Source organism: Porphyromonas uenonis DSM 23387 = JCM 13868 (assembly GCF_000482365.1).
In the GTDB taxonomy this organism is placed as follows: Bacteria; Bacteroidota; Bacteroidia; order Bacteroidales; family Porphyromonadaceae; genus Porphyromonas; species Porphyromonas uenonis.
The window spans coordinates 204,470-217,708 of record NZ_KI535306.1 but is presented as its reverse complement, the minus strand read 5'-3'; the positions used below and the strand labels follow the sequence as shown (position 1 = coordinate 217,708).

Annotated in this window: 12 protein-coding genes; 2 read left to right on the top strand and 10 right to left on the bottom strand. The window is 55.0% G+C overall.

Annotation, left to right across the window (positions count from 1 at the left end):
- The first annotated feature begins 215 nt into the window (after positions 1-215).
- Positions 216-830, top strand: coding sequence for a hypothetical protein (locus tag L215_RS0104580; RefSeq protein WP_025883274.1), 615 nt, complete (start codon positions 216-218; stop codon positions 828-830).
- Between the two features lie 30 nt (positions 831-860).
- Entirely contained in the window at positions 861-1,460 is a 600-nt protein-coding gene (locus tag L215_RS0104575) for a hypothetical protein (protein ID WP_027451414.1), read from the top strand.
- 266 nt (positions 1,461-1,726) lie between these two features.
- Here the strand turns inward: L215_RS0104575 and rlmN are convergent, their stop codons facing one another.
- The 10 genes from rlmN to L215_RS10260 all read right to left on the bottom strand — a co-directional run.
- Positions 1,727-2,752, bottom strand: coding sequence for a dual-specificity RNA methyltransferase RlmN (rlmN, locus tag L215_RS0104570; RefSeq protein ID WP_025884248.1), 1,026 nt, complete (start codon positions 2,750-2,752; stop codon positions 1,727-1,729).
- 14 nt (positions 2,753-2,766) lie between these two features.
- Positions 2,767-4,944: a ribonuclease R gene (gene rnr / locus L215_RS0104565; protein ID WP_027451413.1), complete on the bottom strand. Its 2,178-nt coding sequence runs from the start codon at positions 4,942-4,944 to the stop codon at positions 2,767-2,769.
- Between the two features lie 34 nt (positions 4,945-4,978).
- Positions 4,979-5,923, bottom strand: coding sequence for a ribosome small subunit-dependent GTPase A (gene rsgA, locus L215_RS0104560; protein WP_025884250.1), 945 nt, complete (start codon positions 5,921-5,923; stop codon positions 4,979-4,981).
- Between the two features lie 161 nt (positions 5,924-6,084).
- Complete coding sequence (gene frr / locus L215_RS0104555) at positions 6,085-6,645, bottom strand: ribosome recycling factor (protein WP_025884251.1); 561 nt, start codon at positions 6,643-6,645, stop codon at positions 6,085-6,087.
- Positions 6,646-6,676: 31 nt separating this feature from the next.
- On the bottom strand, positions 6,677-7,402 hold the full coding sequence (pyrH, locus tag L215_RS0104550; protein WP_025884252.1) for a UMP kinase: 726 nt from the start codon (positions 7,400-7,402) through the stop codon (positions 6,677-6,679).
- Between the two features lie 302 nt (positions 7,403-7,704).
- Positions 7,705-8,958, bottom strand: coding sequence for a hypothetical protein (locus L215_RS0104545; RefSeq protein ID WP_025884253.1), 1,254 nt, complete (start codon positions 8,956-8,958; stop codon positions 7,705-7,707).
- A 38-nt stretch (positions 8,959-8,996) separates the two neighbouring features.
- Positions 8,997-11,333: a TonB-dependent receptor gene (locus L215_RS0104540; RefSeq protein ID WP_027451412.1), complete on the bottom strand. Its 2,337-nt coding sequence runs from the start codon at positions 11,331-11,333 to the stop codon at positions 8,997-8,999.
- 92 nt (positions 11,334-11,425) lie between these two features.
- Positions 11,426-12,046, bottom strand: a complete 621-nt coding sequence (locus L215_RS0104535; RefSeq protein ID WP_027451411.1) for a TetR/AcrR family transcriptional regulator — start codon at positions 12,044-12,046, stop codon at positions 11,426-11,428.
- Positions 12,047-12,057: 11 nt separating this feature from the next.
- Positions 12,058-12,723: a class I SAM-dependent methyltransferase gene (locus tag L215_RS0104530; protein WP_025884254.1), complete on the bottom strand. Its 666-nt coding sequence runs from the start codon at positions 12,721-12,723 to the stop codon at positions 12,058-12,060.
- A 330-nt stretch (positions 12,724-13,053) separates the two neighbouring features.
- On the bottom strand, positions 13,054-13,239 hold a 186-nt coding region (locus L215_RS10260; RefSeq protein ID WP_211247120.1), incomplete at its 5' end, for a hypothetical protein.

The window sequence follows — 13,239 nt, the reverse complement described above, 5'->3', positions numbered from 1 at the left end:
AAATGAAACTTCGGAGGAATCAAAAAATAAGTCCGAAGAATTTTTTATTTCCTAGGTAGCAAATCAGAAATATCTACGGAGGAATTTTGGCAATTCCTAGGTAGCAATTGAAACGAGCTCATTTTTATCATGCGTCAGTCCTAGGAAAATCAGTGCGACAGAGATCAGATCTCAGGAATAGTATTAACTTTGGGGCATAACCCAAAGACGTTACGATGATGACAGAACGATTGATGCGACTGATGCTCTGCACGATGCTACTAGCACTGAGTTCCCTCGGGCTAGCTGCTCAGGAAGTCGTGGTGCCTGGCGAGCCTGAGCCTCCGACGCCCGAAAAGCGCAACGAAGTACGACTGAATCTACAAGCTCCGATACCTTATCAGGCTGTTTCACTGGAGTATGAGCGTGCGGTGGCACTAGATGTGGGTGTCGGGGTTATGGCCAGTGCTTACTTTGGCACTGAGCGGGCTAACGTCCTCTTTTTCCCCACGGCGGGCGTGATGCCTTATGGCCGCTGGTACTTTGGTGGTCTCTTGTTTTCTATGGCCAAGCCTAATGCTGGCTTTTTCCTAGAGGCTAATAGCTCGATCGCTTACAACGACAATCTGCACAATGTGCACTATGACAAATCTTCTGGTAAGTGGGAGCAGAAGATCGAAGATCGAAGAGGCATCTCGTGGGGCATCGGCTTAGGAGGTGGATTCAAGCTGGTCACTCGCAGCAACTGGAGCGGAGAGATAAGCTGTCGTCTAGGACGTAATATCGCGAAGGTGAGTAAGTGGAACATCGCTTACATATACCCTGCGATCTCTGTGGGCTACCGCTTCTAGCAGTGTTGTGATAGATCCCAAGAGACTACGATGATACCGCGGATACGGACGAAACTAACGCTATTGACGATCTTCCTGACACTAGGCTCACTCGGGCTAGCTGCTCAGGAGGTTGGGGAGTCTTCATATCTCATCAAGTATCACGAGGTTCGGCTTAACCTTTTTGCGTTGCCTTTTGCATCTGAGTTCTCTGCGGAGTATGAATATGCGACAGCGCCAAACCTTAGTATTGGTTGTACTATGAGTGCCTATATAGGTGATAAATCGGCTTGTAGACTCTTCTTCCCAACTTTTGGGGTGATGCCTTATGGACGCTGGTACTTTGGCGGGAATTGGTTCTCTATTGCTAGCCCTAATGCGGGGTTCTTGATAGAGGTGAATAGTGCTATTGGCTACTATGACAAACTGAAAAATGTGCACTATTCGGGTAATTGGCTAAACTGGAAGAGAACAGAAGAGATCGTGAGCGGCACTTCGTTCGGTATCGGTCTAGGGGCTGGGTTTAAGTATGTAACGCGAAATGGTTGGAGTGCAGAGGCGAGTCTGCGTCTAGGTCGTAATCTTGTGAAAGCATCTAATAGAAATGGGGGTTACATATACCCCGCGATCTCTGTGGGCTACCGCTTCTAGCGAGTGTCAAGCTCTGGGCGAAACAAAAAAGGTTCTAACCTCTCTCGTGAGGCTAGAACCTTTTGTCATAATGTGACTGTTGCATAAAGGCGAATCGCTGTGTTGCTTTCGGGATTCGGCTTCGGTCACATACGGAGGTATGCTCCCTTCAGACCTCACCCTGAGCGCCTTGCGCTTCATCCTTTCTGCAAAGTCAGGACAATCTTGCAAGCAAGATTGTGAGACTGTTGACTTTTGCAACAGTCTCGTAATAGGGGTGTGAGAGCTTATGCGCCTTGCTGCTCTTGGGTGCTGAGCATACCGCAGGCGGCGCTGATGTCTTCGCCACGGGAGGTGCGGATGGTGGTCGGGATGCCCGCCTCGCAGAGCCGATCGCGTAGCCACTCCATGCGGGTCATATCGGAGCTGGGCAGGTTGATGTGCGGGATGCGGTGGTAGCGGATCAGGTTGACGTGGCAGTCGAGCTGGGCGAGTAGACGCTTGAGTGCGGCGAGGTGGCGGGGCGTGTCGTTGAGCCCCGAGAAGACGATGTACTCGAAGGTGAGGCGACGCTGATGGCTCCAGTCGTAGTGCCGTAGGAGTGCCACCGTGTCGGCAAGGGGCATGGCGCGCTCCACGGGCATAATGGATAAACGCTCCTCCGGCAGAGGGTTGTGCAGGCTAATAGCGAGATGACAAGTGCACTCCTCCAGAAAACGCTCCAAACCTGGACGCAGTCCGATGGTCGATACGGTGATGCGCTTCGGACTCATCGCTAGTCCCTGCGGATCGGTCAGACAGCGGATCACTTGTAGGAGCGTGTCTATATTGTCCATCGGCTCGCCCATCCCCATGAAGACGATGTTCGTCAGCTCATTGACCTCGGGCACGGAGAGGATCTGGTTGAGGATTTCGCTCGCCGAGAGGTTGGCGCCGAAGCCTTGCTTGCCCGTCATGCAGAAGAGGCAATTCATCTTGCAGCCTCGCTGGGAAGAGACGCAGAGCGTGGCGCGGTCTCCCTCGGGGATCATGACGGTCTCAACGAAGCCTCCACCAGCGGCAAAGAGATACTTGACCGTCCCGTCTCGTGAAGTCTGCTGAAGATGAGGTGCAGCGCGACCTATCTCGTAGTGCGAGGCGAGCAGAGCGCGCGCTTTCTTGCTCAGGTTCGTCATCTCGTCCCACGAGGAGACATGCTTCTGGTAAAGCCAGTCAGCGATCTGTCGACCCGTGTACTTGGGCAGTCCCAAGCCGACGGCTAGCTCGGTGAGCTGCGCGGGTGTTTTGCCGAGGATCTGATGCGTTGCTGTCATGAGGAAATGGCGTATCAGACAAGGTCAAAGTCGAGCTGTCGCTGCTCTAGGTCGGCACGAGCGACACGTACGGTGATCGGATCGCCAAGGTTGTAGCGCTTGCCGGTGCGTCGCCCACGGAGGCGGTAGTTCTTCTCGTCGTACTCAAAGTAGTCGTCCTCGAGCTTGCGAATCGGTATGAGCCCCTCGCAGTGCGACCCCTTGAGCTCGACATAAAGGCCCCACTCGGCGACCCCGCTGATGACTCCGTCGAAGACTTGTCCCATGCGAGCTTTCATATACTCCACCTGCTTGTACTTCACCGAGTCACGCTCTGCCTGCGTAGCGATCTGCTCCTGCTCGCTACAGTGCTGGCACTGCTCCTCGAGCTTGCCCTTTGTCACAGAGCGACCACCCGCATAGTAGCGTGTCAAGAGACGGTGCACCATAAGGTCGGGGTAGCGACGGATGGGCGAGGTGAAGTGGGTGTAGAAGGCAAAGGAGAGTCCGTAGTGCCCGATGTTGTCAGGCGAGTACTCGGCACGAGTCATAGAGCGGATGGCGAGCGTCTCGATGAGATTCTCCTCACGCTTGCCCTGGACGCTGTCGAGGAGCTTGTTGAAGGAGCGGCTCACCTGACGATTCTCGCCACTGAGGTTGACTTTGTAGCCAAACTTACCGGCAAAAGAGGCGAGCGCCATCAGCTTCTCTTCGCTAGGCTGTGCGTGGACACGGTAGACGAAGTTCTTCGCCTTCTTGCCCTTGGCACGAACCTGCCCAATGTCCTCGGCAACGGTGCGATTGGCCAGAAGCATAAACTCCTCGATGAGGTGGTGCGACTCATTATCTACCACCTCCTCGACACCCGTGGGGCGCCCCTTGGGGTCTAGCGTGAAGCGCACCTCTTGGCTCTGGAACTTGATCGCGCCATCGTCAAAGCGACGCTTGCGCAACTGCTGGGACAGCTCGAAGAGTGGCTGGATGATCGCCTGCTGGGTGTCACTGCGCCCCTCGATTACATCCTGCGCCTCCTCGTAAGTCATGCGCTGGTCACTCCGTATCACCGTGCGACAGATGCGGTACTGCTGAACGTGCGCTGCGTTGTCTAGCGTGAGGATACAGGAGTAAGCGTACTTATCTTCGTTGGGGCGTAGCGAACAGAGATTGTTGCACAGCACCTCGGGGAGCATAGGGATCGTGCGGTCCACGAGGTACACACTGGTACCACGTGCATAAGCCTCTTCGTCGATCTTGGATCCCTCGGTGACAAAGTAGGAGACATCGGCAATGTGCACGCCCACCTCGTGGCGACCGTCGCCGAGGTCACGGTAGGAGAGCGCATCGTCAAAGTCCTTAGCGTCGGCTGGGTCAATGGTAAGCGTCGGCACCTCGCGAAAGTCCTCTCGCTGTGCCAGCTGCTCTTGGGTAATCTCTCCCGAAAGTCGCTCCGCCTCGTCAATAGCTGCTTGTGGGTAGTCGTAATCTATATTGTACTCGGTCAGTATGGCGCGCATCTCGGTGTCGTTGTCGCCCGCCTTGCCGAGTACCTTGAGGACACGCCCCGTGGGTATCTTGTCCGAGCTAGGCCACTCGGTGATAGCCACCTCCACCTTGGAGTCTCGCTGAGCGCCGTGTAGTTCGCTGAGCGGGATCAGTATGTCGGTCGAGAGGGTGCGGTCTTCGGTGACGAAGATGGCCCAGTCCTTTTTGAACTCTAGTCGCCCGACGAAGGTATGCTTTGACCGCTCAATGATATTGATCACCTCAGCCTCTAGCTCTCCGCCCTGCCTCTTGGCAAAGAGACGAGCCTGCACCCGGTCACCGTTGAGTGCGTGCATAGAGTTGCGCTCAGCGATGAAGATGCTCTTGCCATCCTCGTCAGAGATGACCGCGTTGCGTCCATTGGAGCGACGCTCGAAGGTGCCGAAGAGCAGAGCCCCCGAGAGATTGTAGCGGTAGGTGCCTGGCTTGACACGTGTGAGCGTGTCGTCCATCGCGAGCACATCCAGGATGCGGCTGATGGTCAGGCGCATCGGGTGCTCCGTGATGTCAAGCTGCTTGGAGACCTGCTTGTAGTTCCACGTGTGGGTCGGGTTTGCAGCAAAAAGCTTGACGACGGCTCGTGTCAGTTCGTCAAGGTTAAGTTGCTTAGCTTTGGACCGTTTGGAGGGATTCTTCTTGGGTGTGTTTTTCTTTCTAGATGGTTTCGTCATAATCGTTTGGTTAATGTGTGTATGCGTTTGGGACTTACTGCTCGGGTCGGTAGGGCCCGCTGTGCTCGTCCTGGAGAATGCTCAGATAGCTCTTGTACCGTGAGGGGGCTATGCGTCCCTCCTCCAGCGCCTTGAGGACAGCGCAGCCAGGCTCGTGGAGGTGCGTGCAATTGGCAAAGCGACAGTCGCTCGAATAGGCGAAGAACTCACGAAAGAAGTGGCTCGTGTCCTCCTCGCTCATCTCTAGTGTGCCAAAAGCTTTGATCCCAGGCGTGTCAATGATCCAGCCCGAGTGCGGGCTCGGTAGCTGATACATCTCCGAGTAAGTGGTCGTGTGCTGCCCCGTCTCGTAGAGCGAAGAGATCGCCTGCGTGGCTAAGTCTAGGTCGGGTATCAAGCTATTGAGCAGGGTCGACTTGCCCGTGCCGGAGTGCCCAGCGATGAGTGTGCACTTGCCCTCGAGGAGCGATAGCAGCGCATCGGTGCCTTGCTGTTGTAGAGCCGATATAGGGTGGCAGGGATAGCCTAGTGGGGTGTAGATCTCGGTCAGTTCGCGCATCACCTCCTCCTCGTCGGGCTTGAGGTCGTCGACCTTGTTGATGAGGATTTCGGTGGGGATGCGGTACGCCTCAGCTGTAGCTAGGAAGCGATCGATGAAGGTGTAGGAAGTGCGAGGGCGAGCGATGGTGACCATCAGGAGGGCTAGGTCAATGTTTGCCGCAAGGATGTGCGACTCCTTCGAGAGGTTGGTGGCGCGCCGTATGATGTAGTTGCGCCGCGGCTCGATAGACTCTATATAAGTGACCTCTTGCTGTGGATCAGGCGTGAAGTGCACCCAGTCACCGACCACTACGGGGTTGGTACTGCGGATGCCCTGTATGCGCACCCGCCCTTTGATCAGGCAGGAGTAGACCCGCCCCTCCTCGGGGACGTGTACTGCACAGTTGTTGCCGATGACCTTGATGACTCTGCCTCGCATAGGATAGGAAAATGGGGAAAATGGGAAGAGCAAAGCCACAGCCCACAGCTTGAGGGGAAAAGGTCAGACGATGCGAAAGAGAGTCTCTCTGCTCCGCCTGCCCGCTCAGGCTGTAGGTGTGACTTGCATAGAGTGAAGTGTGATAGGGGAGTGGCGCAGAGTTAGATCGTCATGATCTCCTTCTCCTTAGCCGCAAGCGCCTCCTCGACACGAGCTATGTACTTGTCGTGAAGCTTCTGGGCTTCGTTCTCCGTTTGCTTGATCGTATCCTCTGGTAGATCCTCAGCTTTGACCGCCTTCTTGGCAGCGTCGATAGCGTCACGACGTGCGTTGCGGATGCTGATCTTAGCCTCCTCGCTCTCAGCCTTAGACTGCTTGACTAGCTCCTTGCGGCGCTCCTCCGTGAGTGGGGGCATAGCGATGCGGATCATCTCGCCATTGTTGGTCGGTGTGATGCCTAGGTTAGAGTCGAGGATACCCTTCTCGATATCCTTGATGAGCTTCTTGTCCCACGGTGTGATAGCGAGCGTGCGCGCATCGGGTACAGTCACAGTGGCAACCTGATTGAGAGGCATCGGTGCCCCGTAAGCCTCGACGGTTATGTCGTCCAGAAGGACAGGATTCGCCTTACCCGCACGTATGCGGTCTAGCTTGTCCTGGAGGAATTCGACAGCTTTGAGCATAGACTGCTCAGCAGGTTTAGTAAATTGGCTTGTACTCATATTTCGTTGTGATTGGTTTCTAGGTTATTGATTAGGAAACGATTGATCCGATCTCCTCGCCACGCATCACACGAGCCAGGTTGCCCGTCGTGTCCATGTCAAAGACGATGATCGGCAGGTGGTTCTCCTGACAAAGCGTCATAGCGGTCAGGTCCATAATCCTGAGCCCACGGTCGTACACCTCTTGGTAGGTGAGCCGAGAGAGCTTCGTCGCTGAGGGGTCGCGCTCTGGATCGGCTGTGTAGATGCCGTCGACGCGGGTCCCCTTGAGCATAATGTCAGCTTGTAGCTCTATGCCACGCAGAGCTGAGGCAGAGTCGGTGGTGAAAAACGGATTGCCCGTACCGCCAGCGATGAAGACGATATGCCCCTGCGCTAGCAGTTGGCGAGCCGTGAGCGCATCGTAGTAGCGAGCGTAGGGCTCCATCGGCGTACTGGTCATGACGACCGCACGAGGCGTGCCTTGTATGGCGGGGCACTGCGCATTGATCGCAGCGCTGATGGCGAGCGCATTGATGACCGTGGCGAGCATGCCCATACGGTCGCCCGACACACGGTCCAGCCCCTCGGCAGAGCCTGCCATCCCTCGGAATATGTTGCCACCGCCCACGACGATCGCCACCTCGACGCCCATATCGCTGATCTCGATGATCTGCGAGGCGTAGTCGTGTAGCCGTGTCGTGTCGATGCCTTGCTTAGAGCCCGCCGCGAGCGACTCGCCGCTGAGCTTGAGTAGTACTCGTTTGTAGTGAGCCATAATGGTCTTATCTCATTGTATCCTCTACAAAGATAGGGAAAAAGAGCTTAGCGGTGAAGCCGCGCTGGGGAAATCTCCTGAAGAGATTGAAATTCGCCACGGAGGAGTCGGAAAATTCTTCGGAACTTTGATTTCATACTTCCGAAGTTTCATTTCATTCTTCCGAACTTTTATTTCGGCCCTCCGTGGGGAATTTTCGTTTCCTCGTGAGCTATTGAACACTTCCTCCTTGGAAGATGGTACAAAGCAAGAGGCTCCACCGCTGAATGAGCGATGGAGCCTCTCTTGGTGATGTGGCAGGGCTACTTCATCTGGTAGAAGGAGACGGGATTGCCCTCTATTTCAAAGACGGGGCCGTCGGAGACAGCGCCTGTCTTAGGATCGTAGGAGTAGAATCCGCTACGCTCCTTGCCTGCCGAGCCGATCATGATCCGATCGTTGTACCACCCGAGGGCCAATGCGTGAGGATTGGACGCTGGGATACCCTCAATCTGCTGGATGGTACGCTGCTCTAGGTCGATGACCGTAGGAATACAGTAGAGAGCCGTGTAGGGGTTCTTGCTCGTGGGGTCGAGCGCATAGATGCCCATGATGGCGACCGCCTTAGAGCCAGAGACGTAGCGCATCGATCCGATGTAGTTGGCGGGGAGCTTGGTCGTCTGGGGTAGGACGCCCTTGACCTCGATGTTGATCTCCGAGAGATTCATAGACCATGAGGGGTCGATCTCGGTCTCACCCTTTTTGATGCGAACGATACCTCCAGGGAACTCAGGGTTGAAGCCAAAGCTCCCCATGCAGAGTATGTACAGATCGCCCTTGTCATCGAGGAAGATCGAGTTAGCCACGATCGGACGGGTAGCGACAGAGAGCCCCGAGGTGGAGGAGGAAATCTTCTTCTCCACCTTGTCCGTTGCGATGTCTATGAGCGCCAGCTCGACCTCCTTGTGTAGTGGCATCCACTTGGAGTCCAACTGGCAGAGCCCTACGTAGAGCTTGCCGTCGCGTACTGCCATAGCACCAGGCATCACATTGGTATCAGCGTGCTTGTACTGGTTGAGGTCTATCACGGCCGTCTTGGTCATCGTCTTGGGGTTAAACGCCCAGACCTGTCCGATGTTTTGGAAGCTGATGTAAGCCTTCTCAGGAGAGACCTCGACCACATTGCAGGCACCAGCTCCTCCTGGGAGCTCCATAGCGCCACGCTTGGTGAACTGCAACTCCTTGCTTACGGTGTAGTAGACGAGCTCAGTCTTGCCCATACCCATATAGTCGGGTAGGACGTAGAGATGATCTCCGCAGTAGATAGGCTCCGTGCCGAACCCGACCGGCACGCCACGGCTGTTATCGTACTTCTTCGCCTCGATAGCGCCGATAGCCTGCAGGTAACCATTGCCTGAGGCACCGTCCGCATTCATTATTGAGGTGGAGAAGAGAATCCGCTCGCTACCCGTCTGGGGTGTCGGCTTAGGCTCCTTGTCACAGCTGGTGAGCGCTAGCCCTAGTAGGAGGGTAGCGATAAGGGTGAGCCTGTTGGTTAGTTTGTTGAATCTGTTCATAGTGAAATCTGTTATTTGAATTGGTGAATATGTAGTTGTCATCTGAAGAGGTATCGCAGCTTTACCGAGAAGTTAATACCTGGTAACGGACGGTTTAGCTCCGACATCTGACGCTGGTTGGTCAGGTTCTTGACTTTGAAGGTGATCGTCCACTGATTATTGCGCAGGCTCTGCTCTAGTCCTAAGTCTAGGCGCAGAGCAGTCGGTATCTTGCGCTCTTGGTACTGGCTCACCTCGAAGTCGTAGTAGTACTGATGCACATAGGAGGCATCGAGCATCAGACGGCTGTTGTAGCCCTCCCCGCCGAAGAGGTTCTCCTTGTGTAGCTCCAAGCCCGCATTGGCTAGGAAGTAGGGGATGTTTGGCATACGCTTGAGGTAAGTCGGGTTAGCGACATTCGTCGAGGGGATCAGTCGGCGCGTGTCTCTGAGGTCTTGGTAGGTTGCATTGCCATAGAGGTAGAGCCAGGGGAGGGCATCCCACTTCACCTCGCCCTCTACGCCCCACGTGCGGATGCTTCCGAAGTTCTGATAGCAACTCATGGAGGGGATAATCCCTGGCATGAAGCGGATCATATCGGTGACGTAAGAGCCGAAAGCATTGACCTCAGCCTCGATCAACTGCCCCGACGTGGGCGAGAAGTTGCGATAGACTAAGCCAACGTTGCCCCCACGGCTATGCTCGGGGCGCAGGTCGGTCGAGGCGCTGATCGAGTAGCCATTGCCTAGTAGCTCCTCACTCGTAGGTATGCGCACCTCGTCCGCATAGGAAGCCTTGATCAGGAAGTCTGGCGTGAAGCGGTAGCGGATAGCTTCGCTCCAGCCGAAGAAGTGTCGGTTAGTCTCCACATCCTTGAGGTCGCCCATACTGATGGTTCCGATGACCTTAGAGCGAGAGCGGTAGTTGTAGTACTTTGCAGTGACCGCATTCTGGAGCCGATCATCAAGGAGCGTGAGGTCGTAGGAAGCTCCCGCCGTGAGGCTGTTCATACGGCTCTTGAAGTTCGCCTTATAGCCCAAAGCTCGATCCATAAGCGTGTCCGTAGGATTGCGATAAGCGTAGGTGTGGCACAGGTTGAGGTTGAAAGCTTGATGGCGGTCTAGCGTATAGTTTAGGTTGACCTTGTCCACCAAGTTGATCGTTCGATTGACCCCATCGGTAGGTATGCTCGATAGCTCGCCCCCATAAGAGGAGCCCGCGGGGTACTCCTTGCCATCCCAATCGTAGCGATGCGCAGCCTTGTCGGTCAGTCCATTCTGCCCGAAGACCACCCCGACCGATGCGTCTAGATCTAGCCCTGGAAGGAAGAAGTCTGCACGCTTGAAGGTACTCTCCACAGCCAATCCCTTGGAGAGGGTAAAAGCTTCTCGTACGTCCCACTCGAAGCCCTGTATTTCTCTGTGAATGTAGGTCCCAGCGCACTCTAGCTTGATCTCGTCAAACCACCACTTCGTCGCCTTGAGGCTACCGCCTAGGATCGCTTTCCGAAACTGATCGTGGTCGCGCCTCACGATCCGATCCTTGTAGTGTGGCAACTCCATCTTGTAGTTGTTGTCCGAGTAGGCGAGCGTACCGCCTACGCCAAACTGCACGCCTGCATCCTCCAGGGTACGCTTGAAGACTGTCGAGAGCATGTGCGAATTGTACGACCCTACCTCATACGAAGCGTCAAAGTACTTCGGCGGGTACTCCTTGAGCACCACATTCACCGCTCCGCCCATAGCTGAGCCGCCAAACTTGTAGGGTACGATCCCCTTGTAGACCTCCACCCGCTCGATCATATCGGTCGGGATGTCATTGATCGAGATGAAGTCGCTCATCTCGCCAAAGGGTGTCTCGTCAATGTAGATGCCCATTCGCTTGCCCTCTAGTCCACGTAGCGATATGCGCGAGGCACTCCCTAGTCCGCCCGTATTGCGCAGCGTCACACCCGTAGTGCGAGACAGCACCTCGTCTATCGAGGAGGCGGTACCTTGTAGCTGTCGCATCGAGATGACCGAGATAGGCATAGCGGACTCACGCAGAGCGCGCTCCTGACGCTTGGCAACGACGACGACACTGCCTAGCGTCGTCTCGTCGACCTCTAGTCTCACGCTGATCGGCTTGCCATCTTGCCGTGGTGATGTGATGCGCTTGCTCTTGTAGCCCACATAGCTCACGACGAGTCTCTTGACCCGCTGCTTGGAGGTGAGCTCCCAGTGTCCCTCGGCATCGGTGACGGCTCCAGCACCTTTTGGCTCGGCATAGACATTGGCACCGATGAGGGGTTCGCCCGTAGCGTCATCTAGTACGTTGCCACGGTAGTGGTACTCCTGAGCTACTGCTGCGCTGAGGGAGAGTAGCGTGATTAGTAATAGTAGTCTGTATCGTCTCATTGATTAGTTAGTTGATTTGCTTATTGGGAAGAGAGGGGAAACTGAACGTCTTTCGCTAAGTGTTCAAAAAAAGGGTCTAGTGAACTGTTTCACTAGCCCCCTAAGAGTGCTCGCCAACCGCCGAAGCTAAACTTCTCGTGGCACTGACAGAACCGTGCCAGCTCCTCTGGACTGGTGTCGGACCGCTGTAGTATAGTTTTGATGGTTGCCGTGATAAAGGCTGAGTAAATATCGATGAAGGAAGGATCGACCTCGGCTTTCCAGTCGGGATGCAGCTCCCGATACCGCTCGAAGTAGCGGATGGTCGCCTCGTTGCTCAGCTGATTGAGCCGATCCTCGTAGTGATCCAGATAGGAGCCTGCACTGGCGAAGAAGACCAGTCGCAGAGCCTCCGCATGATCGATGATGTACTGGTAGAAGGGTGACTTCGAGTAGCCCCTCCGCTTACGCTCCTCGGGGTCCAGCATATCCATCTCCATATCTTGATCCTCAGGCGGTAAGGCGTAAAGTGCCTCTAGCCCTCTGATCGCAGGCTCTACGAGCGAGCGAAAGAGTGCCTCCTTGTCCTCATAATAGTAGTATATACTGCCCAGCGAGGCGTAAGCCTCCTTGGCCACCATACGCATCGAGGTGCCTATGTAGCCATGCCGAGAGAAGAGCCGCAAGGCACCCTCCTCGATACGCTGCTGTATATCTGGTGTCGGACTATTCATAGTTCGTTTGCTTACCTATCTTTGATTACTGAGCAGATGAGCATAGCGTGGTACTGATGTACGGAGATACGCTCCCCAAAGAGGTCCCGAAGAATTGCCACCGCCTCCGGGGCTGTGTAGTGTGGCGGGCAGTAGTACCCCTTGCGCTCCAATATATGGCGAGCTATCCAGTCGCCCACGCGGTGCTCCCCACGCACGTAAAAGCATCCACACAGTCTCCCTCCAGGCTTTAGCACACGGTGCATCTCACGGAGGGCTCGCTCCTTGTCGGGAAAGGCCTGCAAACCACTCATCGTGAGCAGATAGTCAAACTCCCCATCGGCAAAGGGCATCGCCCCCACATCACCCTGCACGAGCGATACATTGGTCACCCCCTCCACCTCAAAGCGGTGGGCAGCCATCTCGAGCATCTTCTCGGAGTAGTCCAGCGCAGTGATCTGAGCCTTGGCAAGTTGCTTATACTTGTCGCAGGTGAAGACCGCAGTCCCCACTGGCACATCTAGTAGCCGCCCCGCAAAGTCATCGGGGATCATGGCCAAGACCTCTGCCGCCATCTGTAGCTGATTCACCTGCCAGAGACCATTCATAAAGAGATGCCCCCACCAGGAGCGTCCCGTCATGAGCGCATCGTAGCGGTGCATCTGCTTGGTATATGCGTTATGCTGAGCCTTAGCCATCAGTTTCTGCGAGGTGTACAGCTTGTATGGATCTATTACACCGCAAAGTTATACCTCTTTACGAAGGAAACGCCCCCGCAAACCTACCCAGTAGTAGGTACCACTCACGAACCCACGAGCCAGACAGCGACCCTCCCCGTTGGGACGAATCACTTCTGCCGTTGGAAAAGAAGATTCCCAGGTGGAAAATGAAAATCCTCCACGTGGAGGCGAAATGAAACTTCGGAGGAATCAAATGAAACTTCGGAAGAATTTGTTCGTACCTCTTTGGATAATCCACAATCTCCACCGAGGCATCTTTCGAATTCCTTGATAGAGGCGTAGATGAAGTCACTCTGTATAATGTGTCGCCTCATGGGGAGATCTGGAAAATTCGTATATTTGCGGGCAGTTAGGTACACTTTTTCCTTGAAAATCAAGCGGATTTTCCGAAAATGGTGCTGTAACCAGCTGATAGTCAGTGCGTCTTAAAATTGGCTCTCGCAGAGCATCTTCCATTAGAACAAGGATTAAGAC

What these genes read in the sequence shown, in the direction of transcription:
- L215_RS0104535 (WP_027451411.1), bottom strand. Translation starts at nt 12,046, where the DNA reads ATGAATAGTCCGACACCAGATATACAGCAGCGTATCGAGGAGGGTGCC.
- frr (WP_025884251.1), bottom strand. Translation starts at nt 6,645, where the DNA reads ATGAGTACAAGCCAATTTACTAAACCTGCTGAGCAGTCTATGCTCAAA.
- L215_RS0104580 (WP_025883274.1), top strand. Translation starts at nt 216, where the DNA reads ATGATGACAGAACGATTGATGCGACTGATGCTCTGCACGATGCTACTA.
- L215_RS0104545 (WP_025884253.1), bottom strand. Translation starts at nt 8,958, where the DNA reads ATGAACAGATTCAACAAACTAACCAACAGGCTCACCCTTATCGCTACC.
- pyrH (WP_025884252.1), bottom strand. Translation starts at nt 7,402, where the DNA reads ATGGCTCACTACAAACGAGTACTACTCAAGCTCAGCGGCGAGTCGCTC.
- rnr (WP_027451413.1), bottom strand. Translation starts at nt 4,944, where the DNA reads ATGACGAAACCATCTAGAAAGAAAAACACACCCAAGAAGAATCCCTCC.
- rlmN (WP_025884248.1), bottom strand. Translation starts at nt 2,752, where the DNA reads ATGACAGCAACGCATCAGATCCTCGGCAAAACACCCGCGCAGCTCACC.
- L215_RS0104575 (WP_027451414.1), top strand. Translation starts at nt 861, where the DNA reads ATGATACCGCGGATACGGACGAAACTAACGCTATTGACGATCTTCCTG.
- L215_RS0104530 (WP_025884254.1), bottom strand. Translation starts at nt 12,723, where the DNA reads ATGGCTAAGGCTCAGCATAACGCATATACCAAGCAGATGCACCGCTAC.
- rsgA (WP_025884250.1), bottom strand. Translation starts at nt 5,923, where the DNA reads ATGCGAGGCAGAGTCATCAAGGTCATCGGCAACAACTGTGCAGTACAC.
- L215_RS0104540 (WP_027451412.1), bottom strand. Translation starts at nt 11,333, where the DNA reads ATGAGACGATACAGACTACTATTACTAATCACGCTACTCTCCCTCAGC.